Below are 1,088 nucleotides of genomic sequence, written 5' to 3' on the forward strand. Positions count from 1 at the left end.
CTCGTCCCCCTTCCCCTTCCCCCGGCAGACCGGGACCTGGTCAGGGAGTGGATCCTGACCAGGCACCGGTGACGTCCAGGCTCTCGTCGACCTGTGCGACCAACTCCGGTGTGATCGCCTCCGGGGTCCCGGACAGCTGGATCAGGGACGGGATCCCGTTGCTGTCGCTGATGGCCCAGACCTGGCCCCGGTACTCCTGGCCGGCGGACTGGTAGGTGTACGAGGTGTTGGCCCGGTCCTCGCCCGTGCGGAGCGCGGTGGTCGGCGCGAAGTCGTCGTTGGTCGCACCTGTTTCCTCGACGCCGTTGACGAACCAGTCGATGGCCTCCTGGGCGCTCATCGGCATGCCGCCGGGGATGAAGCCGATACGGCCCGCCACCCCGCCGTCGCCGTCGTCGAGCTGGTGGACGTAGGACCAGCCGTCGGCGTCACCCACCGACTGCCAGTCGGCCGGGACCCGCGCCGTCAGGTGTTCGGCGGTGACCGTCCGGAGCTCGGTGTCCAAGTCCGGCGCGGTGGTCGACTCCACGGCCTCGGACTCGCGCCCCACCGGTTCGAGGTCGCCGGCCTCGAACGAGCAGGCCGCGAGCGTCGACGCGAGAGCCAGAGCGGCGATCACGGCCAGATTCGAACGACGGGTACGCATGGGTGTCACTCACTTCACTTCCTTGGACGTCGCGCTTCGTCGGCGAGCGCCCCGAGAACAGGTACGACGTGTCACCGACCGCGCGGGCCGGTCTACTTCTCGAACAGCCGGGCCGGTCGTCCGGACCTGGCCGTCGGCGCAGCGCCTCGTGCTTCCACCGCACCTCGACGCGGGCGCCGTCGGCGCTCCGCGCGGCCCGCGAGGGGCCCCGGCCCGGGCTCCCGCACAGGTGCCGGTGTGCTCCACGCCGTCGTGCGCCCCGTCGGAGCGAGGAGTGGGGACGCGACAGCGGTCGCGAGACGGGTTCCGAGTCACGAGAAGGTTCTCCCGGAGGACGGTCGAACGAGATCATCCGCAGGTTAGGCCGACGCGCCCGCGCGTTGTGTCGGTCGTTCGCACCACATGTCGACGGGGGCGGGCGGCTGCCGGCGTCGGCTCGGGG

The 1,088-nt window shown here is 71.5% G+C and carries 1 protein-coding gene; it reads right to left on the reverse strand.

The features are described from left to right. Positions 1-40 precede the first annotated feature (40 nt). Positions 41-619, reverse strand: a complete 579-nt coding sequence (locus E1283_RS36470; protein ID WP_132822427.1) for a hypothetical protein — start codon at positions 617-619, stop codon at positions 41-43. Positions 620-1,088 lie beyond the last annotated feature (469 nt).

Origin of the sequence: Streptomyces hainanensis (assembly GCF_004348415.1) — a bacterium.
GTDB lineage: Bacteria > Actinomycetota > Actinomycetes > Streptomycetales > Streptomycetaceae > Streptomyces > Streptomyces hainanensis.